This window comes from Streptomyces viridochromogenes, assembly GCF_001270495.1.
In the GTDB taxonomy this organism is placed as follows: domain Bacteria; phylum Actinomycetota; class Actinomycetes; order Streptomycetales; family Streptomycetaceae; genus Streptomyces; species Streptomyces viridochromogenes_A.
In genome coordinates this window covers 34,472-55,355 of record NZ_LGUR01000202.1, presented here as the reverse complement: position 1 = coordinate 55,355, position 20,884 = coordinate 34,472, and the positions used below count along the sequence as shown (strand labels likewise).

Sequence of the window (20,884 nt, the reverse complement as noted above, 5' to 3'; positions counted from 1 at the left end):
GGCATCCCATGTCCAACCCCTTCGACAACAGTGAAGGCACCTTCCTGGTCCTGATCAACGATGAGGGTCAGTACTCCCTGTGGCCGACGTTCATCGAGGTACCGGCCGGCTGGAACGTGGCTCACTGCGAGGCCGACCGGCAGACCTGCCTCGACTTTGTCGAAGCCAACTGGACAGACATGCGGCCCAAGAGCCTGGTCACGGCGATGGGTGACAGCGATGCGTAATCCCGCTGTGACCTCTGGCGACGGTGCGGCACCCCCCTCCCGCGCCTCCAGGACCGGGACCCCAGGGCGTGTCGACGGCGCCCGTCTGCTCGACCGGATCGAACGGTTCGCGGCGATCGGCCGCGGCAAGGACGGTGGCATCAACCGGCTGGGCTTCAGCGAGACCGACCGGGAGGCACGGACCTGCCTAGCCCGGGAGGCACGGCATGCTGGACTGGAGACGGTCATCGACGCCGGCGGCAATGTCCTCATCCGGTGCCCGGCCGGAAACGGCGACCGGCCGAGCAAGCCTCGCGTGCTCATCGGTTCCCATCTGGACACCGTTGCCAACGGCGGCAAGCTCGACGGCGCCTACGGCGTATTGGCCGGTCTCGAAGTGCTAGAGACGCTCAACGCCTCTGCCACCGACACCAGTTGTGAGGTCACCGTGGTGGCCTTCGCTAACGAGGAGGGGGCGCTCTTCCCTCAGCCTTTCTGGGGTTCCATGGTGCTCGCCGGGCGAGTGGACGACCTACCGAGCGACCCCGTGGACTACTCCGGCAAGCCGCTGCGGGATGCGCTGGCCCTGGCCGGCGGTGATCTGTCCGACCTGAGGTCGGCCGCCTGGCCGCCGGGCTCGCTCGCCGCCTACCTGGAGCTGCATGTGGAGCAGGGCCCGGTGCTGGAGCGACTGGGCAAGCCCATCGGTGTCGTCGACTCGATCACCGGACGTACCCAGTTCACCGTAGTGATCCATGGGGAGCCCGGCCACGCAGGCACCACGCCGATGGAGGGGCGTCGGGATCCCCTGATCACCGCCTCCCACGCGATCATCGCCGTACAGCGGCTGGCTCGCGAGGAGGAGCTGTGCCGAGTGGCCACCGTCGGATGGCTGGAGGTGTCGCCGAACTCATCCAACACCATTCCCGAGACTGTGCGGTTCAGCGTCGATCTCAGGGACAGTTCGGCAAAGCGGCTCGCCGCCGCCGAGGCCACGTTGAGCGGAGCGCTGGCCAGCGTGGCCAACCGGGGCGACGTGCGCATCTCTGTGGAAGGGACGATACGCACCGATCCAGTGCAGACCGACGACCGATTGCGGGAAGCCATCGCCGCATCAGCGAAGGACCTGGGCCTGGCCTACGAGAGGCTGCCCAGCGGGGCCGGTCATGACGCGCAGGTGGTCGCGAATATCACTTCCATCGGCATGATCTTCGTCCCCAGCATCGGTGGGGTCAGCCATGTCCCCTGGGAAAACACAGCTCCGGACGACCTGGTCGCCGGCGCCGACGTACTTCTGCAGACGGTGCTTCGGCTCTAGGGCCGGTCCGGCACTCCCGTTCCACAGGCCCGGGCAGGCACCTGGCTCGGGCCGCGCATCCCCATCTTTCGTCCACTCATTCACCTGTGGAGATAGCCATGCCCTCTGTTCAGACCGGCACACGGATAGCAGTCTTCTGTGGAGCGCGTCCCGGTGCAACCACCAAACATCTCGCCCTGGCCGAGGAGTTCGGCGCCGCGATGGGCCGCCGAAGCCTGGGGTTGGTCTACGGCGCCGGCGGCGTCGGCGTGATGGGCACGGTGGCCAGGACGGCGCTGCGCCACGGCGTCTCGGTGACCGGGGTGATTCCCACCGAACTCCACGAGCGAGAGCGCTCGGACGCAGCCCCAGGGGAAATCTTCGTTGTCCGCTCCATGCATGAGCGCAAGGCCCTCATGTACCGGCTGTCCCACGCCTTCGCCGTGTTGCCGGGCGGACTCGGCACCCTGGACGAACTCATGGAAGTGGCGACCTGGAACCAGCTCGGCATGCACAGCAAGCCGACCGTGCTGGTCAACGCCAGCGGCTACTTCGACCCGCTGCTGAGCTTCCTCGACCACGTGGTGCGGGAGGGCTTCCTCACCTCGGTCGAGCGAGACATGGTGCGCTCGGCCGATGACGTGGAGGAAGCCCTCGATCTGCTCGCCCCGGACAGCCGAGAGGTGGACGCCGGTCCGGCCCTGGCCGGGCAGTCCACATGAGTACCAAGCCGACGGCACCACTCCCGGTCCTGACGACAGCACGGCAATTCCTCAAGGCCACTGGAGCAGGCCTGTCCCGCCTCGCCCAAGGCCACCGGACCCACTGAGCCTCAACAGACGCTCCGTACGGCCCGACCGGGCCACTTGGGCCGGCGGGACGGGCGGCGGTCCCGGACAGAGCAGAGAGCAAGGAGTGACAGGCATCATGATTCTGCGCAATGCGCGCTTCCGCCGGCTGCTGATCGGAGAGACGGTATCCAGCTTCGGTGATAGTGCCATGTACCTCTCGCTGGCTATCTGGGCCAAGGAACTGACTGGCTCGGATGCCTCAGCCGGCCTGGTCTTCCTGTTCCTCACAGTGCCCGGACTCGGCTCCCCGCTGATGGGCTACCTCGTCGACCGGGTCAACAGAAAACCGCTGCTGCTGTGGATGTACGGCGGCATGGCCCTGATCGTCCTCTCCCTGCTGATGGTCCGCACCACCGATCAGCTATGGATCCTGTATCTGGTGGCGTTCTGCTACGGCATCCTCTTCAACACCCCAGCACGGAACGCCCTGCTCAAGGACCTGCTGCCGTCCTCCGACGCGGCACAGGCCAGGTCGCTGCTGATCGCGACCCGAGAGGGGGTGCGCATCGCGTCCCCAGCCGTCGGTGCCGGGATCTACGCGGCATGGGGCGGGGGATTCCTGGCCCTGGCGGACGCCATGACGTTTGTGGTGGCCATGGTGATGCTGGCCTCCATCAAAGTGACCGAATCGCTGCCCGCAGCCTCCGGCGAGCGATTCCGTACCCAGATCGCCGCCGGATTCCGGTACATACATCAGGTGCCGTTGTTGTTTCGGCTGACGGCGGCGATCGCCAGCTTCATGCTCGTCGCCGGACTGCTCGAGAGCGCGGCCTTCGCCGCCATTGATGAAGGGCTGGGCCTGCCTGCCACCTTCTTCGGCATCGCCGCGTCCGTCCAGGGGGCCGGTTCGGTACTGAGCGGCCTGCTGGCCGGTCCCCTGGTCAAACGGTTCGGAGAGAGCCGGATCAGCGGTGTGGGTTACAGCGTGGTGGCGGTAGCGATGTGCCTGTGCGTCACCCGCGAGACGAATCTGTTCCTGCTCGGCGTCGCGCTGAACGGAATCGGCATGCCCATGGTGATCGTGGCGATGGGAACGGCCACACACCTCTACACCCCCTCGCGGCTACAGGGACGGGTGCAGTCAGCGGTCAACATGACGTCCGGCGGAACACAGTCCGTATCCATCGCCGCGGGCGCGGCAATGATCGGCATCATCGACTACCGCATCATGTACGCGCTGATCGTGCTCGCGGCACTCATGGCCGCCATCGCCATACTGAGCCGGCCAGCCTCGGCCCCTGCGGTCGTTGCCTCCCTCGCGGACGAGAGCCCGACGACCTCCGAGAAGGCAGTCGCGCGCGGACCAGAGCAGGTCGACTCGGGAGACCGGGGCCGCGATGCCGAAGGCCCGCCGGTGCGGAGGGCCGGACGATGACACTCACCGACAGGAACTGGAGAGACACGGCCCACGTGCGTGCCTCTGAAGCCGTGACCGCCACCACCGTGGCGGCGACCAACGAGCTCCGTCCCCGGCTACTGGCGGTCGAGCAAGCGCTGGAGCTGGCGCTCACGTCACTGGACCGCCGAGAGCCACTGGCGGAGGCACAGTTCGCTGTGTTGGAAGCCGCACTGCTACTGATCCGCGCGGGTGAGGCGCCCGCCGACCAGCCACCCGCCGAGCGCCTGGAGTTGCTGGGCGACGCGCTGGGGTCGGTGCGCGCCGCAGTACAGGCGACGTCGGTCACCGTGGTGCGCGCACGCGATGCGCTGCGTCGGCCTAACCGGACGAACAGCCCGCACCCGCCCCTTCCGAATCCTGTCTCATCCAGGAGCCGAGATGCCCATGTCCACTGAATCCACGCGAACTTCCACGATTCCCGACCGCCCGGTGCGGCATGAGCCGAATCCCTATGAACACCTCCTGTGCGAGATGTTCGCCACCCTACTTGTGGTCAACCGGGTAGGCCCGCAGGATGATTTCTTCGCGCTGGGCGGCCACTCCATGCTGGCGGTCCGGTTGCAGCGTCGGCTGCGCGCACTGCTCGGCATCAAGATTGCCGTGCAGGATCTGTTCCGGAACCCCACACCAGCCGGTTTGGCGGTCCGGCTGCATCAGCAGGGTGCGGAGAATCTGACCGAACCGCTGCTCGCCATCAGAGCTACCGGCAGCGATCGGCCGCTGTTCTGTGTACACCCCATTCTCGGCCTCAGTTGGAGCTATGCCTCGATCCTCCCGCACCTGGACACGGATCAGCCGGTCTACGGACTTCAGGCCACGGGCACGGCCGACGCTCGCTATGACTCGCTGGACGATCTCAGCCGGGAGTATCTGGCGCGGATCCGGAAGGTCCAGCCGAAGGGCCCGTACCGGCTGATCGGCTGGTCACTGGGCGGACTGATCGCTCACGCTATGGCCACCATGCTGCAGTCGCAGGGTGAAGAGGTTTCCACGCTGGCCATTGTCGACGCGTACCCGATCTCGGTCTTCACCGGTGACCGGGACGAGGCAGTGCTGGACGAACTCTTGGAGAGCGTGGCCGACGGCAGTCCGGGCCAGGCCGGGTCCGCAGACCATTCCTCCGTCGTCGCGGCACTGCACGAGGCGACAGGCTTGGAGGACGCCAACGAGCTGGTCGACGCCGCGCTACGCAATGACCGTCTCACCCGAGGCTTCACCCCCCGGGAATTCCGTGGGGACCTGCTGTTCTTCACCGCCCTTCAGGGACGGCCACAGGGCCTCACCGCCCAGCTCTGGCAGCCCAGCGTCGCCGGCACGGTGCATGAGCACCAAATCCAGTCCGCCCACCATCAGATGCTGCGTTACCCGGCCGCAGATGAGCTGGGGAAAATCCTCTCCCGGTGGGAGCGCAGCGAACAGGCCCGAGGTTTTGTCGAGGACTGTTCCTGAGCTCGCTCAGACAGACCCGCGCCCAGGTCAGCCACTACCGCCGACACGGCGCCCACTCCTGCCCCGCCTACGTCCCTGGGCCCACCACCAGCCGATCTCACCGATCCGCGACCCCCAAGATCGGAATGTTTCACGCGTATGGTGCGCAATCACGGGCAGCGGGCGGAGCGGCACCGCGCCGCCAGAGATAGGAACGCCCCGCTCAACGCCGAGTTCACCCTGACCCGCCGCGCGGCGGGAACCCATGTGCTCCTCGGCTAGGTCGCGGCGGAGCTCGGAGAGGACCACCGACTGCTGGACGGCTTCCGCGGGGCGGTGAGCGCGGGCCACACGCCCCGGCAATCTGAAGATCCGGCAGCTTCCCTGGCTCACCGCAGCGCTGCACGGCTCGGAAGAGGAAGTGGCGGACTGGCACATCAAGATCAAGTCGACATTCCTGCGCTTTCGGTTCACGGGCCGTCAGATTGCCGTAGTGCACCACCACCTCACACGCACGGACAGCGCTGTGGTTCGCCGGGAGCGTCGACTTCAACACCTATGGAGGAACGGTCACGCGCTGTCCCCACAAGACCGACAACGCGGTGACGGCCCGGCCGCCGTCCATCGGTCCGCCTGGTCGGCCACCCAGGCCAACGGCCTCCGTGACGGTGGCCACTCGCGACGCGTCGGCACTGACGGGACGTCAGGTCTCTGGATGCCACAGATCGGCGAATCGCATGGGAGACCTGAAGTTTTCCACGCTGATCCCCTACACCACGACAGGGGGCACGACCAGGCTAGGCCAAAGCCCTCCTGCTGGAGTACTAAAAGGTTTCAGGTACTCAGGCACCCGGTCTCTCTTGCAAGCTAAACAGCGCGAGCTGGACGGCGGATTGGACCGCCGTGCATGAGAGGCCGCTCCATCAGCTGCTACTAAGCGGAGGAAGGAGGTGTGGATCATGGAGAAACAGGTTGTGGACAGCGACCCGCAGGGTTCTGAGGCCGAACAGGCCCCGCGTATCGACATCAGCATCAAGTCCTAGGGTTGCGCAGAGTTGTGACAGCTCGTCTGATTCCCCGCAGCTTCTACTGTGGGGAATCAGTGGGGTACGGCGCAGGGGCGCGTCACGTTAATCCAAGATCTGCACCATGACCATGCGAGGAGAGACGATGCGGGTCACGCTTGTTTCCATGCCATGGGCATCGATTGATACACCTTCACTCGCACTCGGCGTACTAGCCGCAAAGCTCCGAGACACCATACCGGAACTCAGTATTGACGTCCGCTACGTCAATGTCGAATGTGCTGAGTGGATGCTTGAAGTGCTAACGGATGCCAAACGTCATGACTACGACTTCTTCGCCCTCAAGAGCTACTTCATGGGTTGCGGAGACTGGGTGTTCTCTTCAGCCTTGTACGGTGACAAGGCGTGGCGCGTGCATGAATTTGCTGATGAGCTGAGAAACCAGCTATCCGATCGCGAAATAGACGTCTGCATGCGTTTGCACGATGCCGCATCAGACTTCATCAACATCCAGGCACGCGCGATCGCAGAAACAAAGCCTGACTTGGTATGCTTCACCTCCACCTTCCAGCAGAATGTGGCTTCCCTGGCGCTGGCATGTCGACTGAAGGAACTCCTCCCACAGGTTAAATGCGTGATGGGCGGCGCTAACTGCGACGGAGATCAAGGGAAAGGGTTGCACCGCGCCTTCGACTGTATTGACTTTGTCGTGCGAGGCGAAGGCGAGCGGGTCTTCCCGGAACTGCTGCGCCGCCTCATGGCCAGCGACGGAACAGCAGACATACCGGGGTTGTGCTGGCGCGACGAGCACGGCGCGCATGCTAACCCGATGTCCGACCGACTTCTGGCATCGACAGAGATACCAATGCCGGACCACAGTGCTTATTTTGAGCGCATAGCAAAGACCGCTGTCTCCTCCTGGATAGAGCCGCGTGTTGCCATCGAAGCGGCGCGGGGATGCTGGTGGGGCGAAAAGCATCACTGCACGTTCTGCGGCCTCAACGGGTCATCGATGACCTTCCGTAGCAAATCCCCTAAAGTATTCGTACAGGAGCTCGAGGAAATGGCATCTCAATACAAGATCCTCGACTTCTATGCAGTCGACAACATCCTAGATATGGGCTATCTGGACACTGCCCTCAGAGATATAGCCCAGAGCCCTTATGACTACAGAATTCAGTACGAAATCAAGTCGAACATGAAATACCATCAGCTGGAGCGGCTCCGTGATGCCGGTATCGTCTCCGTCCAACCTGGGATCGAGAATCTGAGTTCAAAAGTGCTGCGCATCATGGACAAGGGCGTCAGTGGGGCTCAGAACGTCCGCATGCTGCGGGACGCGGAGAGCCTGGGTCTAACTGTGGCCTGGAATTATCTGTACGGGTTCCCGGGCGAAACGAGCGAACACTACCTATCGGTAATATCTCAACTGCCCATGCTGCATCATCTTCACCCCGCAGAGGGAACATCGCGTATTGCGCTAGAGCGTTTCAGTCCATACTTCGACCGGCCAGAGCTCGGATTCGCATACCGCTGGCCACACCGGCAATATGCGATGATCTATGACCTCCCGGAGAGCGAACTCCACAAAATCGCCTATCTCTTCGAAACGGTCGAGCATGGAATCGGCGGCGAGGTGCTTACCCTACTTGAACGGGCGCTCTCTCTATGGGGGGAACAGCATTATACGAGCTCCCTGAGCTACCAGGATTTTGGCGACGGAATCCTACTCAGCAACACTCGGCCTGATTTCGACTGGAGCACGGTTGAGCTACGCGCGCCAGAGGAGGTCTTCCTTTTCCGTGCTCTGTATAGGCCACGTACCCTTGCCTCCCTCATTTCCGAGCTCGGCAAGGCTGGGATCCCTCTGGACGCCGATCCCTCCTCGGTTGTCCGCGCGCTGGTGACGAAATGGCAGTGGCTCGGTCTCGTCTTCTCCGACGACGGATGCTATGTGCATGTCGTCACCACCGCTGAAAACCAACAACTATGTAGAATTCGCCGCCGCTCTGACGAGGGGCTTGCCGCATGATACAGCCTCCCGCTCAGCACTCATCGGAACGCAGCAGCGACAGGCTCCTCATCCACCTACGCGAGCCGCTCCCCTTCACGGCGTGCGAGCTCTATCGCTCCGGCATTCGCACCATTGAATTCAACCGTCCAATCGACCTCGCCGATCCTTCATCCTTGGATGTGCGAGGACTTGACATCGTACGACTTGCGTCCGCCCGCGGTATGAGAGTGATTTGGGAGCTAGGTGGGCTTAACCCGTCGATCGAGCTCACAGAGCTGAGCCATCTACACCCGCCGCGCGCGATGCACGGATCCTGCGACCAGACGGCCATCGAAGCCTGGCAAGCTGACTTCTTCCTCGGACGGTGCTGTTGGCGACAGGGGCCTGGCTTTATGCAGATCCGCGACCGGCGGAGCCGTCGCCTGGTGAAGTACACACTTACCGAGCCAAACCTGATGGCTGCCTTGCGCGAACTCGATCGGGGAGGCCCGGACATTACTGCCAACCGGATAGCCCCCCTGCTGGAAGAGCGTCTTGCCTTGCGGATCGGCAGGTTCTTCTGGCTGGCACCGTACCGAATGGTTCGTTGGCCGTCTCCTTCAATGACGGTCTGAGAACGCGGACAGTCCTGCCCGCGTTTCGCGATATTCAGCGGGCTGGAGGACCGAATCTGGGTTCTGACCCGTACTCCAGTCGCACTTCGTGATCTGGGCGGCAGGTGCATATCGCGAGCAGCCACGGGGCGAACAGCACGGCATACGCCAAGCGACGCGAAGGAGTCCACCTCGCCGAGCCGGCCTTGCGGATCGCGCGGAAGGTAGCCCACGGCAGGAACAACGCGACGAAGATGGCAACCGCCCAGATCGAGAAGGCCCACGGCATCGCATAGGCGGCGAGCCCACACAGGACCAAAATGCATGCGTGCCTCACCCACTTGCGGCGCCACGCACGAAGGCTGTGTGCCATCACCGGAACCAGGTCGAACCCGTACGACGGAACGGGAAGCGACGGACCGTTCAGCACGTGGTCCATACCCCATTGCGCGGCCGGTTCGCCCAGAGGGGGGCAATCATCGCTGCCCTCTAGATGGATCGGCCGTCTGGTGCTGCGCCGAGACTTCTTGGCCTTTCCTGTCTTGCCGCGGATGCTGCGCCACCATGCCTTGACGGCCTTCCCCCGGTCAGGACGGGCGTATACCGCCTGACACAACAACTGGGTCGCTTCGGACGATGTTGGGTCCACCTCCGCATGGCGGTTGACTCCAACAGCAGCAGGACTCGCCTGAACTGGGACAGCGGGCCACTCGGCGCCTCCGTTCGCGTCCGCCCCCGAGAGCGCAGGCCCCACCCAACTGCCATCCCACTCCCCCCAATCATCGACAGGCGGGCATTTTCACGGTGGGCCGCACGGACCGCCAGACCACAAACACGGCAATGTACGCAGCCTCGTTGGATGTCCCTGAATTGACCGAAACCACTTCTGGCCGCCTGGTCTCGAGACAGGACATCCGACGCTTCAGTGACCTTCGTGTGCTCCATCACGACTCGTGGGTAAATCCGTCATCGCCCTGATGCTGGCCATCAGTGCCGCCGACAACTGAGGCTGCGTGGCCATCAAGCCGCGCACCTCCGACGAACTGGTGCAGCGCTGGAACCCGCACGAGAAGGATCAGTTCTTCTGGCTCGATGACGCCTTCGGCGCGGTCCGCCATGAGCGCCTCCTCACACACGCCTGGGCGCGGGACCTGCCGCACGTGATGAGCGCCGTGAAGGACGGGGCCCGGGTCGTGCTGACCTCCCGCAACTACATCTACAACGAAGCCCGGCCCCTGCTGAAGCCGTATGCCTACCCTCTGCTGAACGAGCAGCAGGTCACCGTCGATGTCGCCGACCTCGCTCGGGCAGAGCGGCAGCAGATCCTCTACAACCATCTCGCTGCCGGCGACCAGTCGGCGGGCGTTCTCAGCCAGATGAAGCCGCACCTCGAGGCCGCCGCCGACGCCGAGCCATTCCGCCCCGAAGCAGCGCGCCGTCTCGGACTCCGGGCGTTCACCACCGGGCTGTCCCTGACCCGCGGGAGCATCACGTCCTTCATGGCCCGCCCCCGGCAATTGCTGATCGATGTCTATGACCAGCTGGACGTGGACGCCCACGCAGCTCTTGCCCTCGTGTACGCCACAGGTCAGGACAAGGGGCTGCCCAGTCCCCTAGCCCTTGATCAGGTCCAGCGCGACATCATCGAGCGGGCTGGCGCCGCACCCGGCACCACCAGCCGGGCCATGGCCACGCTCACCGGTACCTTCCTCACCGAGACGACCGCCCTTGACGGGCAAGCGTATTGGTCATTCCATCACCCCACTCTCTGGGAGGGCTTCGCCGCCTGGCTGACCACCCAGAGTCACCTGCTTCCCATCGTCCTCACCGGAATGACCGACGAGGCCCTGCTCTCCCGCACGGACTGCCTGCCCGACGGCAGCGAGCAACGTCAGGGCACCCTCCTGCGCATTCCGTCACCTCTGTACCAAGCGACGGCCCAGCGGATCTTCCCGCTGCTCCGACATCGCCGCGACCCGCACGCAGTGTTTTGGGATGAGTACGAGCGTGAGCAAAGCATCCTCTCCTACTTGTCGCGGAACAGCAGCGACGGCTTCCTGCGCGCCTACCTCGTAGAGGATCCCGAACTTCACGCGCTGCTTGTGGACTTCGAAGTACCGGTCAAAGACGATCTCCGTCCACGGGTACTGGCCCGCCTCCACCGCGCGGGCCTGCTCCCTGAAGACATCAGGCAGGAGGCGATCTCACACATGACGGACCTCGCCGTCACGGCACCTGACGCCTCATGGATCGAAGACGACGACTGGCAGAAGGAGGCGCGGCACGTCCTCCTCACCGATGAAGAACGCGAGAGCCTGTTCGAACACGTACGCCGTGAGCTCGTTCGGCGCCTCGAACGGCGCGTAGATGACTGGGCCTCGGAATTCGGTGGTGACACAGACAGCGACCCTGTCGATGACGCGCTGTTCTGGTACAGCGAAGCTTTCAAGCGACGGCTCGACGATGACACAGCCCGTAAGTTCGATCAGGCACGTGACATCTATTGTCAGGTCCGCGAGGCTCCAGAGAAGGCCCCTCGTGACCTGACTCCCGATCCTCCCCCCTACCGGCGAGAGACCTCGCGAAGCACCCAACCGATATCAGAACAGCGCAGCCTTTTCGACGACATTGACCACTGAACCTTCGCCGACTCACCCCGTGCCTCTGCCGCATTTTTTGCCCCTCGGGGAGATCAAGGTTCGGCGAGACCTCGCGGAGTTGCCCACCGGCGAGGCAAGGGCGTTCGCATCCACTCCCTAATTCGGCATGCTAAGGGTTGTCCCGTAACTGAGATGACGGTTGCCGGGATGCGCGTGCCCTCCAACGGGGCGCCCGGAATCTAGCGTTACTCCCTGCCCCAGCGGGTGTCGCAGCAGTTTGGTATGGCTGTAGTTGGGCGTGCCGGCCTGCGATCCGGGTGGCTGGGTGATTGATCCCCTTCCCTCACAAGTTGTGTGCGTCCCCGGGTTATTCGGTCGGCGCCGGGTTCTTGAGTATCTCTGTCAGGGCGGAGATGCTGTGGTCGCCGTAGCCGGCCTCGACGGCTCGCTTCAGCAAGTCATGGAAGGGCTTGTGCCACTCCATGTCGAGGTTCGCTTCTTTGCCGAGTTCCTCGTCATGCGCGGCTCCGGCCAGGAACAGACTTACCGAGGACGCGGGCTTGCTGTAGTCGCCGCAGTCAATCTCCTCTGCGAAGACCGGCAGCACCGAGTTGATCATCTCGAACCACTTGATGCTGAACCGCACCATGGAGGCCACCTCAAGGCCACGCGCCTGCACCACTGCAGCACCCTGGAAGAAGCCGACGAGCGCGGGCAACAGGGTGCCGCCCACCGCCATCTCGTACAGGGCAGCGAGATCGGCGTCGGTACCGAGGTAGACGGTGTCACCGCCCAACACCCGCAGCGTCGATTCGAACTCGTCGAAGACGGTGTTGTCGCCGCCGTAATACAGGAGGGTGTCCTCAGCTCCGACGGCAGACGGCACGTTCTTGATCGCCCCGCCGAGGTAACGCGCACCGTGCCCGAGCGCCCATTCGGCCATCTGACGGGCGCCGGCTGGCGAACCGCTGCTCAGGCTCACAAGGGCCCGCCCCTTGAGCGTGGCAGTGGCCGGTTCCAGAGCCTCGATGGTGCTCTCGTATGTGGTCAGACAGGCGATGATCAGCGGACTCGCCGCGACTGCCTCGTCCATCGTCTGCGCGTGAACAGCGCCCTTGGACACGAGCGGCACGGCCTTCGATGCTGTTCTGTTCCAGACGGTGGTCCGGTGTCCGGCGTCAATGAATGCCTCAGCCAATGCGCTGCCCATCGAGCCCAGCCCGACGACGGTCACGGGAGTGCGGTGGTGCCCGGTCATACGTTTGCTCCTGCCTGATGCCGATGCATCTGAAGCGCGAAATGGGTCGAATAGCTGGCATCCCACGGCAGGGAGTTGCTGCCCCCTCGGTGCGACGCCTGATCCATGCTGCGGCGGCACCAACACTTCTACAAGTACCTACAATTCTGTCTGGTACCCACAGTTTTGTTAGGGGAAGCGCTGGTGCGGAAGCGGAGTTATACCTGCGGCCTGGATGCTGCCATCGACGTCATGGGAGGGAAATGGAAGGGATTGATCCTGTTCTGGCTCGGCGAGGGGCCGCTGCGCTTCGGCGAGTTACGCCGAACGGTGGTCGGCATCAGTGAGCGGATGCTGATCCTGCATCTGCGGGAGCTGGAGGCCAGTGGCCTGGTGCACCGTGAGGTCCATCACCAGGTGCCACCAAAGGTGGAGTACTCACTGACCGAGTTCGGTCACTCGCTCCTTACCGCTCTCACCCCGCTCGGCCAGTGGGGCGAGGACCACATAGAGCGTCTCGAAGCCCTCCTTGAGCCGGGACCACGGGAAGACAGTCGAGATCACCGCCGCGACGCCTCGGCCCCTTGACCTACTGCCCGGCCCTCAAAAGGCACCCCATAACTGATCTTGGTGTGCGACGATCCCGATCGTGGCAGGTGTGATCACAGCATCAGAGACGTTGGACAGCCCCGTTCACAGGACTTACCCCACGGCTCTTCACTCGTTTGGTGGCCGCAGTGCGCCGCGAGAACGCGGCTGCGCCCGCGCGGGGGCGGCCGTGGAAACTTCCTCTGGAAGACCGAGTGCTACTCGTGACCACCTATTGGCGCACCAACCTGACCTTGCGTCAACTGGCCCTGTTGTTCGGCATTTCGAAGTCCGCTGCAGACCGTGTCATCGACCACCTCGGGCCGATGCTCGCCCTCCAGCCACGCAAGCGGTTCCGCAAGGGCACCGTCCTCATCGTGGACGGCACCCTGGTGCCCACGCGTGATCGCTCGGTGGCCGAGCAGTCGAAGAACTACCGGTACTCCACGAACCACCAGGTCGTCATCGAAGCCGACACCCGCCTCGTGGTCACGGCCGGCCAGCCCCTGCTCGGCAACCGCAACGACTGCAAGGCATGGGAGTTGTCCGGTGCGAAGGCCGCTGTCGGCCAGACGACAGTAATCGCCGACGGTGGCTACCACGGCACCGGGCTGATCATCCCGCACCGTCGCGAACCCGGCCAGAGCGAACTCCCGGGCTGGAAAGAGGAACACAACCGCTCACACCGCAAGGTCCGCGCCCGCGTTGAGCACACCTTCGCCCGAATGAAGGGATCGAAGATCCTGCGCGACTGCCGCCTCAAGGGCGACGGCGTTCACCACGCGATTCTCGGTATCGCCCACCTCCACAACCTCGCCCTCGCCGGATAGACCGAGGACGCCCAGCCACACATCTGACTCGCCCAACCGATCATTGCGGGACAAGCCTTGAAGCCTGTTGCAAGGCTCTGAGCTGGGCATCTCCGTTGTATGGCTGGGGTGTTAAGGGCTGAGCGGGTGTGGGTGGAGACGTTCACCGGGTTGCAGGTGACGCAGTTTGCGCGTCTGCTCAAGGTGGTGCGGGAGCGGGGCGGCAACGGCACCTTGCGGGGCCGGCCGTGGTCGCTGCCGCTGGCCGAGCGGGTGCTGATGGTCGCGGGGTACTACCGCACGAACCTTACGATGCGGCAGCTCGGCCCGCTGTTCGATGTCTCCTCCTCCACGGTGTGCCGGGGCATCCAACGGCTGAGCCCTCTGCTCGCGCTCGAACCCGTCGCCCGCCCGGCCGATGCGGCAGAACGGTTGTGGATCGTGGACGGCACACTGATCCCGGTCCGTGACCGGAGTGTGGCGGCTTCCAGCCACAACTACCGATTCTCTGCGAATGTGCAGGTCATCGTGGACGCCGACACCAGGCTGGTGATCGCGGCCGCGCGGCCGGTGCCGGGCACCACCGCGGATGCCCACGCCTGGCGCACATCCGGGCTGAGCCGGCACTGCGAGGGTGTGACCGTTCTGGGCGACGGTGCCTATCTCAACTGCGGGATGGCGGTACCGCGCCGCAAACGCCCCGGACGGGCTCTGCTCCCAGGCGAAGAGGACGACAACACCGCCCACCGCAAGGTCCGTGCTCGCGTGGAACACGTCATCGGCCGCATGAAGAACTACAAGATCCTCCGCGACTGCCGCCAGCGCGGCGACGGCCTCCATCACGCAGTCCAGGCCGTCGCCCACATGCACAACCTCGCCCTCGCCTCATGAGCAGACAACCCCGCTCACGGGCTGCGACCTGCCCGAACACAGGCTTGTGCAACACGCTTTAGGCCCGTCAACGCCCGCTCAACTCTTCCCGTGCCGTGACGACGAAGCACTCACGCGCAACATCGACCCGCGCCTTGAGGAGGCAGTTGCCGCTACCACGAGCAGGACCCTGGTCCCGGCCCGGGCAAGGCGGATCAATGAGCGCATCGCCCGCTACATCCGCGATGCCGGGGGCGAATGGCCGCCGAAGGAACTCGCCGCCCTGGACAACAACCCTGGCCCCCTACCGTTTACGCCGAAGGACGCCACCCACGCGGCCGTGACTGTGCTGCTCAGCGGAGGCTCTTCGATCACGCCGCAGGGCCTTGGGGACATTGCCGCACCGTGCAGCCGGACACAGGGGCGAATCCCGTAGCGTCCCTGGCCGAGTCCATCGCCGAGGACGTACCGGAGGCCTCCGATGCCGTCTTCGATGGGGAGGGGGATTCACCCTGTTTCCCGATGGGGACATCTGCAGCACCCTCCCCGACCTGGCCGCCGCCGTTCCCCTCGACGATCTTCGCGCCGCCACAGGCCGGGGGAGTCCGTCCACCGTGGGCCCTGGACCTGACCGAGCAGGTCGAAGCTGAACTCGACGGCCGGGCAGCCTGGCGACGCGGTGAGCGAGTGGGTGCAGATCCGATGGTTGCCGAGCGGCACGCTCTACCTGCTCGCCGAGTTGCGCCACCGCAGATGGACTCTCGTCGACTGCGCTAACTCCGCGCTCTCACTACTCCTTGTGCGAGAGACGTTCCGCGCCCTCGCTGGGCGAGTCGCAGATTGCCAGTGGCACCTGATGAGTGCCCCTGGCATCCCTCCCCCGGCCCTCCACTCGCTGTTCGCCATCTGACCTCGCGCAACAGTCGTCCGGCCACTGCACCAGTTGCCCTGCTCGACAACGTCAGCGGCGCCCCGATGCATAGAACGGCCCCGGAGGACGAGCTAGTGCTCTGACCGGGAACGTTCGCCGGGTCGGTGGAACACGATGAGATAACTGAACCGTTCGGTAATGTGTTCGTCCGGGAGGGCCCGAATCGCTGCTGCCAGGTGGCAACGGCAGCCACAGCCGTAGACACGTCCCATGACCACGGACGTTCGGCGCGGCCTCCGGCCCCTGATCCCAGAGAACGGACCACGAGACGGACGGGGGAACACCGATGACGACCGCTCACGCCTTATCCGGAGTTGGGAGCAGCCCACCGCCAGAGAGCGACACGGTCATCGACGTACGGGATCTGCGGATGCGCTACCGCAACCAGGACGTATTGAAGGGTGTCGGCTTCACGGCCCGGCGAGGCGAAGTCGTCCTGCTGCTAGGCCCGAACGGCGCGGGCAAGACGACCACGATCGAGGTCCTGGAAGGCTTCCGGATGCGATCGGCCGGTGACGTGACCGTCCTAGGCACCGATCCGGCAGGCGGGGACGAGCGGTGGCGTGCGCGCCTGGGCATCGTGTTGCAGTCCTGGCGCGACCACGGCAAGTGGCGGGTGCGGGAACTGCTGGCCCATCTTGGCTCGTACTACGCGCCGTACTCCACGGCCCTCGTGCGGCGGCCGTGGGATGTTGACGAGCTCCTCGCCGCAGTGGGTCTGACCGAGCAGGCGGACAAGCGGGTCGGAACTCTGTCCGGCGGGCAGCGCAGGCGTTTCGACGTGGCCGTCGGCATCGTAGGCAGACCCGAGGTGCTGTTTTTGGACGAGCCGACGGCTGGTCTGGACCCGGAGGCGAGGAATGAGTTCCACGGCCTGGTACGCGGGCTGGCGGACGAGAACACCACTGTTCTGCTGACTACGCACGACCTTGCCGAGGCGGAGAGGCTCGCCGACCGGATCCTGATTCTGGCCGGTGGCCGGATCGTGGCCGATGGCTCGGCCGAGGAGCTGTCGCGGCAGGCGTCGGCCGAGGCCACTGTGCGCTGGACGCGGGACGGGCGGCCCTTCGAGGAGGCGACGGCCGAGCCCACCCGGTTCGTCCGTCGGCTGTTCGAGGAGCACGGCGAGGCGATCGGCGGGCTGGAGGTGCGCCGGGCGAGCCTGGAGGACACCTACCTGACGATGGTGCGGGAGCTCGAGGCGGGGAGCGTTCCCGATGAGCGGACGGGGCACGCTTTCGGGGAGGGATCGCGATGAGTCCGGTGTGGTACGCGGCGGGAGTAGGAGTGCGGCGCGGCTGGACGGAACTTCGGCAGACCTTCACCACCGGCCAGGACGTGTTCGGTTATGTGCTCTGGACGGTCCTGCTCCTCGTGCCGCTGTTCCTGCTCAAGGACGACCCGCTGAAGGGCGCCGGCATCTCGACCGGCGCGTTCATGCTGCCGAGCATGCTAGGCATGACGCTCGCGTTCACAGGCATGATGACCACGGCACAGCTGCTCGCGACCGAGCGCGAGGACGGCACCCTGCTGCGGGCCAAGGCCGTGCCGCACGGCATGGTCGGCCACCTGGTCGGCAAGATCATCATGGTGTCGGGTACGGCTCTCGTCTCCATGGCCCTCCCCTTCGCCGTCGGCGTGTTCCTGGTGGACGGGGTGGCCCGGCAGGGCGGCGGAGCGCTGCTGACGCTGGTGTGGGTGGTGCCGCTGGGTCTCCTGGCGACCCTGCCCATGGGCGCCGTCATCGGCTCACTGGTCAGCAGTCCGCGCACCGTCGGCTTGCTGATGCTCCCGGTGATGGGACTCATCGTGATCTCCGGCATCTACTTCCCCCTGTCCGAGCTGCCCGAGTGGCTGCAGACCGTCGGGCAGATCTTCCCCGTGTACTGGCTCGGCCTCGGTCTCCGCTCGGCGCTGCTGCCGGCCGATGCGGTCGCCGCCGAGATCGGCGATGCCTGGCGGCACCTGGAGACAGCGGGCGTGCTGGGTGCCTGGGCAGTCGCCGGGCTGCTCCTCGCACCGTCCGTCCTGCGCAGGATGGCCCGCCGCGAGTCCGGGGCCGCGATGGCGGAACGGCACCGGAAGGCGATGCAGCGGGTCGGTTAGTGATGTGCCGGGGATGTCGGCCCGGCTCCTGGTCAGGCCGCGTTGGGCAGAGGGCGTCCGCCCCAGCGGATGCCCTTCTCGCTGCGGATGCGGGCGCGTTCCTTGCGCTGGGCGGCGAGCACGTCGGGGTGGCGGGCGTTCGCGTTGCGCCAGCGCAGGTAGCGGTGCAGTGCCTGGGTCTGCGCGGGGTGGCTGCGGTGGTGGGAGTTGGCCAGGGTGAACTGCCGCAGCGGGCCGAAGTGGGCCTCGATGGGGTTGGCCCAGGAGGCGTAGGTCGGGGTGAAGCACAGCTCGACCTTGTTCTTCTTCGCCCAGCGGCGGATGTCCGCGCCGGTGTGGGCGAAGAGGTTGTCCAGGATGATGTAGATCGGGGCGCCGTCGGGTCGGGCGGCGCGGATCGACTTCAGCGCCGCCAAGGTGTTGGCGGTGCCTTTGCGACGGCGGTTGACGCCCCACAGGCGGTCGTCCCCGACGGAGTAGCAGCCGTGAAAGTAGGTGACGCCGTGGGTACGGCGGTAGGTCGCCGGCAGCCGGTTGGGCTTGCCCTGCTTCGCCCAGCAGGAGCCCGCGGTGGGCCGGATCCCCCAGGGCCCGAACTCGTCGAAGGCGAAGACTCGGTCGGGGAATCGGTCCAGCACCTGCTCAATGCGGTTGAGCTTGGCGTCGCGATCAGGATCGGGCGATTCCTTCCAGGTCTTGGTGCGCTGGAAGGTGATGCCGCGGCGCAGGAGCAGGCACCGTAAGGCTTCACGGCCGATGCGGATGACGCGTCCGTGCACTTTCCGCAGGTAAGAGGCGAGTTTGCGGATCGACCAGCGAGTGAAGGGCTGGCCGAGCCTGGTGGGGCGAGTGGTGGCCGTCCGGATGACGAATTCCTCGTCGTCAGGGCTGAGCAGGCGGGGACGGCCTCCCGCCCACTGAGGGTCCAGGCAGGCCAGGCCGATCTCGTTGAACCGGTGGATCACATCGCGCACGGTGTCCTCGTCTGCCTGGACCAGTTGGGCGATCACCGGCACCCGGTTCCCGCCCGCCGAGGCCAGCAGCATCACCGCGCGCCGGTAGCGCACCGAACTCGTGCTACCCCGGCGCACGATCTGCTGCAGCTTCTGCCCCTCCTGGTCGGTCAGTCTGCGTACACGGACAGGCTCAGCCACCAACGCCTCCACCGGTCGAATGGACATCACCGCACATCCAACCGTCAGGATCACCAACCCGGCGAACCTACGTGGTCACAGCACTAGCCACGCTGCCGAGCCGATGCCGGCCTTTACCGCCACTCGGGGTCGGGCTTGGCGACCCCCGTTGCCGTGGGCCGAGTGTCGCTCCTCTTCACATTATCGACGAGCGCCGGATTGGCGAACGTCGAGCTCCCCGGCCCATTGCACAACCAGTGCACACTCGGCCGGGACCTCCTGGGCAATCCCGGGAAGTGGAAGGAACTACTCCGAATCCGCTACCGCGATTGCCCAGGTCAGCAAGTGTGCAGGTCAGGCCCAGGCTGTCACCGGCACGAACGAACTGTCCTGCCGGAACAGATCCGTCCCGTTCGACCGTTCCACCCGCAGCTCGTAGTTGTAGTGCCGCAGGTAGTACCCGGGGTAGTTGTACGACTCGAAGCGGAGCGAGCCGCTCGACGTGCCCGTGCGGGCGACGAACGTGGCGTCCTTGGCGAACGTCGAGGTGCCGTCGTTGGTGTCGAAGCGGGCCCGGAAGTCCCAGTGGCGCAGGTACCTGCCGGAGGAGTCGCGGAAGGAGTAGCCGCCCGCGTCGGCGAGGCCGGGCACGACCGTGAACGTCGATGCCTGCTTCTCTGCGGTCGTGCTGGAGGTGGTGACCACCGGGAGGTTGAGCAGGGAGGACTGCACCTGCCAGTGGCGGGTGGAGTAGTTGGCCGACCGGAAGGAACGGGTGACGTTCTTCGCCAGGGCCGGGCCGCCCGAGACGGTCTCCTTGATGACCGTGAAGTGGCGTGCCGTTCCCGAGACGGCGGGCAGGGCGGTCGGGGCGGACCAGGTGGCGAAGGTGTCGTAGCTGTCGCTGTAGTAGTACGTGCCGTCGCCGTAGCCGTCGAAGAAGAGCCGCCAGCCGCCGTTGTCGAGCTGGACCAGGGCGGGGCCCTCGCGGTAGCTGCCCCAGCCCGCCCAGTTGCCCGTGCGGGAGATCCTGTAGGGGCCGGTGAGGTTCGACGCCGTCGCGTACTCGATGTACTTCGTCGTCTCGTTCTTCGTGAAGGCGTGGTAGGTCGAGCCGAGCTTCACGATGAACGTGTCGATGTGGTTCGCGCCGATGCCGGACAGCGCCACCGGTGAACTCCACGCCGTCAGCGCCGAGTTCGTGGCCTTGAGCAGGTACGGGGTGAAGATCCACTCGTCGTCGGTGGTCGAGCAGGACACGATGACGTTCACGCTGCCGTCGCTGTCGACGAACCACTCCGGCGCCCAGGCCCGGGAGAGACCCGCGATCGGGACCGTGTAGTCGTAGAGGAAGGTCCAGTTGACCCGGTCGGTGCTGCGGGCGAAGCCGATGGTGGTGCTGGTGTCCTGCCAGGTGTGGGTCGTGTAGGTGATGTAGTAGGAGCCGTTGGTGTGCTTGAAGATGCTCGCGTCGCGGATGCGGTTGCTGGGCGGCGTGTAGGCGGAGGCCTTGGCCAGCCGGAAGTCGGTGGCGTCGTCCGACTGGTAGACGTTCACGGTCCCGTCGTTGCTGTTCAGGAACGGCACGATGGTGTAGCGGGTGGCCGAGCCGCTCGGCGGTGCGGCCGCCAGCGCCGTCCCGAGCAGGCCGGGGGCCTCACCCAGGATCAGCGCCGAGGCGGGCAGGGCGGCCATCGCGCGCAGCAGACTGCGGCGGGACGGGGTGTGGGGGCGTCTGGTCACGGGCGGCTCTCCCTCAACGCGGTTCGATATCACGAACGCAGTTCGGAAATTCGA

17 protein-coding genes and 1 pseudogene are annotated in these 20,884 nt (G+C 65.4%); 15 read left to right on the top strand and 3 right to left on the bottom strand.

Translation table 11 applies throughout. The features are described from left to right. Positions 1-8 precede the first annotated feature (8 nt). The 10 genes from ADK36_RS23700 (at position 9) to ADK36_RS23665 (ending at position 11,452) form a co-directional block, all read left to right on the top strand. Positions 9-227, top strand: coding sequence for an MbtH family protein (locus ADK36_RS23700; RefSeq protein ID WP_048584247.1), 219 nt, complete (start codon positions 9-11; stop codon positions 225-227). 7 nt (positions 228-234) lie between these two features. After that, positions 235-1,524 (top strand): M20 family metallo-hydrolase, encoded by a 1,290-nt coding sequence (locus tag ADK36_RS23695; RefSeq protein WP_199830232.1) that lies wholly within the window; start codon positions 235-237, stop codon positions 1,522-1,524. Positions 1,525-1,622: 98 nt separating this feature from the next. Then, positions 1,623-2,225, top strand: a complete 603-nt coding sequence (locus tag ADK36_RS23690; protein WP_048584245.1) for a TIGR00730 family Rossman fold protein — start codon at positions 1,623-1,625, stop codon at positions 2,223-2,225. 205 nt (positions 2,226-2,430) lie between these two features. Beyond that, positions 2,431-3,729: an MFS transporter gene (locus tag ADK36_RS23685; protein WP_053198945.1), complete on the top strand. Its 1,299-nt coding sequence runs from the start codon at positions 2,431-2,433 to the stop codon at positions 3,727-3,729. Next, the gene (locus ADK36_RS48945; RefSeq protein ID WP_048584243.1) at positions 3,726-4,148 is read left to right on the top strand and encodes a hypothetical protein; all 423 of its coding nucleotides are present in this window, start codon (positions 3,726-3,728) and stop codon (positions 4,146-4,148) included. Before ADK36_RS23685 ends, ADK36_RS48945 begins: the two co-directional genes overlap by 4 nt. Beyond that, positions 4,138-5,202 (top strand): thioesterase domain-containing protein, encoded by a 1,065-nt coding sequence (locus ADK36_RS23675; RefSeq protein ID WP_159029242.1) that lies wholly within the window; start codon positions 4,138-4,140, stop codon positions 5,200-5,202. The genes ADK36_RS48945 and ADK36_RS23675 overlap by 11 nt, the downstream gene beginning before the upstream one ends. A 138-nt stretch (positions 5,203-5,340) precedes the next feature. After that, entirely contained in the window at positions 5,341-5,463 is a 123-nt protein-coding gene (locus ADK36_RS50995; protein ID WP_267887416.1) for a hypothetical protein, read from the top strand. An 867-nt stretch (positions 5,464-6,330) separates the two neighbouring features. After that, positions 6,331-8,238: a RiPP maturation radical SAM C-methyltransferase gene (locus ADK36_RS23670; RefSeq protein ID WP_234329850.1), complete on the top strand. Its 1,908-nt coding sequence runs from the start codon at positions 6,331-6,333 to the stop codon at positions 8,236-8,238. Beyond that, positions 8,235-8,834, top strand: coding sequence for a DUF5825 family protein (locus ADK36_RS48940; RefSeq protein WP_159029241.1), 600 nt, complete (start codon positions 8,235-8,237; stop codon positions 8,832-8,834). Before ADK36_RS23670 ends, ADK36_RS48940 begins: the two co-directional genes overlap by 4 nt. A gap of 992 nt (positions 8,835-9,826) precedes the next feature. Continuing rightward, positions 9,827-11,452 (top strand): hypothetical protein, encoded by a 1,626-nt coding sequence (locus tag ADK36_RS23665; RefSeq protein WP_053198942.1) that lies wholly within the window; start codon positions 9,827-9,829, stop codon positions 11,450-11,452. A 328-nt stretch (positions 11,453-11,780) separates the two neighbouring features. On the opposite strand, the gene ADK36_RS23660 is transcribed toward ADK36_RS23665, so the two are convergent. After that, the gene (locus ADK36_RS23660) at positions 11,781-12,671 is read right to left on the bottom strand and encodes an NAD(P)-dependent oxidoreductase (protein ID WP_053198940.1); all 891 of its coding nucleotides are present in this window, start codon (positions 12,669-12,671) and stop codon (positions 11,781-11,783) included. 183 nt (positions 12,672-12,854) lie between these two features. Between ADK36_RS23660 and ADK36_RS23655 the strand changes: the two genes are divergently transcribed. The 5 genes and pseudogenes from ADK36_RS23655 (at position 12,855) to ADK36_RS23630 (ending at position 17,954) form a co-directional block, all read left to right on the top strand. Then, a complete protein-coding gene (locus ADK36_RS23655; protein WP_048584270.1) occupies positions 12,855-13,238 on the top strand; it encodes a winged helix-turn-helix transcriptional regulator in 384 nt (127 codons plus the stop codon). Positions 13,239-13,299: 61 nt separating this feature from the next. Next, positions 13,300-14,068, top strand: a pseudogene (locus tag ADK36_RS23650) (transposase). A 99-nt stretch (positions 14,069-14,167) separates the two neighbouring features. Continuing rightward, positions 14,168-14,938: an IS5/IS1182 family transposase gene (locus ADK36_RS23645; RefSeq protein ID WP_053198938.1), complete on the top strand. Its 771-nt coding sequence runs from the start codon at positions 14,168-14,170 to the stop codon at positions 14,936-14,938. A 1,196-nt stretch (positions 14,939-16,134) separates the two neighbouring features. Continuing rightward, positions 16,135-17,106, top strand: a complete 972-nt coding sequence (locus ADK36_RS23635) for an ABC transporter ATP-binding protein (protein WP_053198936.1) — start codon at positions 16,135-16,137, stop codon at positions 17,104-17,106. Further along, on the top strand, positions 17,103-17,954 hold the full coding sequence (locus tag ADK36_RS23630) for an ABC transporter permease (RefSeq protein WP_053198933.1): 852 nt from the start codon (positions 17,103-17,105) through the stop codon (positions 17,952-17,954). Before ADK36_RS23635 ends, ADK36_RS23630 begins: the two co-directional genes overlap by 4 nt. 32 nt (positions 17,955-17,986) lie before the next feature. Here the strand turns inward: ADK36_RS23630 and ADK36_RS23625 are convergent, their stop codons facing one another. Together ADK36_RS23625 and ADK36_RS23620 are read right to left on the bottom strand one after the other, a co-directional pair. Next, positions 17,987-19,108 (bottom strand): IS630 family transposase, encoded by a 1,122-nt coding sequence (locus ADK36_RS23625; protein WP_338060790.1) that lies wholly within the window; start codon positions 19,106-19,108, stop codon positions 17,987-17,989. A 333-nt stretch (positions 19,109-19,441) separates the two neighbouring features. Beyond that, positions 19,442-20,830 carry a glycoside hydrolase family 43 protein gene (locus ADK36_RS23620; protein ID WP_053198929.1) on the bottom strand — a complete coding sequence of 463 codons (1,389 nt, stop codon included), beginning with the start codon at positions 20,828-20,830 and terminating at the stop codon, positions 19,442-19,444. Positions 20,831-20,884: the final 54 nt, after the last annotated feature.